The 492-nt window shown below is 44.5% G+C and carries 1 protein-coding gene; it reads left to right on the top strand.

The genetic code is table 11. From position 1 onward, the window contains the following. A partial coding sequence (locus K5Q73_RS21935) for a hypothetical protein (protein WP_220766203.1) occupies positions 1–492 on the top strand: 492 nt, incomplete at both ends.

The following is a 492-nucleotide window of genomic DNA, read 5'->3' as shown; positions in this document are numbered from 1 at the left end:
TAACGAAGAAGTGCTTACCGTCTTTGGGGGAAAAAGAGAAAAAGGAAAGAAGGAGGAGAAAGAGGGGAGAAAAAAAAAAAGGAAGAGAAAGGAAAAAAGGAAAGAGAGAGAAAGGGAAAGAGAAAAAAGAAGAAAGGAGAGAGGAGGAAGAAGAAAAGGAAAAGGGGGAGAAGAAAGAAGAGAAAGGAGAAGAGGGAAAGGAGGGGAGAGAGGGGGAAAAAAGAAGAAAGAGAGAGAAGAAGAGAGAGAGGAAAAGAGGGAGAAAAAGAAGGGAGGGGGGGGGGAGGAAGAAGAGAAAGAGGGGGGAAGAGAAGAGAAGAGAGAGAAAAAAGAGGGGGGGAGGAGAGAGAAGGAGGGAAAGAGAGAGAGAGGGAGAAAGAGGAGAAAGAAGGAAGAGGAAGGAGGAAAAAGGGAAAAGGGAGAAGAGGAAGGAGAAAAGAGAAGAAAGAGAAGAGGGAAAAAAAAAAAAGAGAAAGAAAGGGGGCGGAACTT

Origin of the sequence: Shewanella sp. MBTL60-112-B2 (assembly GCF_019655055.1) — a bacterium.
In the GTDB taxonomy this organism is placed as follows: Bacteria; Pseudomonadota; Gammaproteobacteria; order Enterobacterales; family Shewanellaceae; genus Shewanella.
Note: the sequence above shows the minus strand (reverse complement) of the source record. Positions and strands in the feature narration are given on the sequence as shown.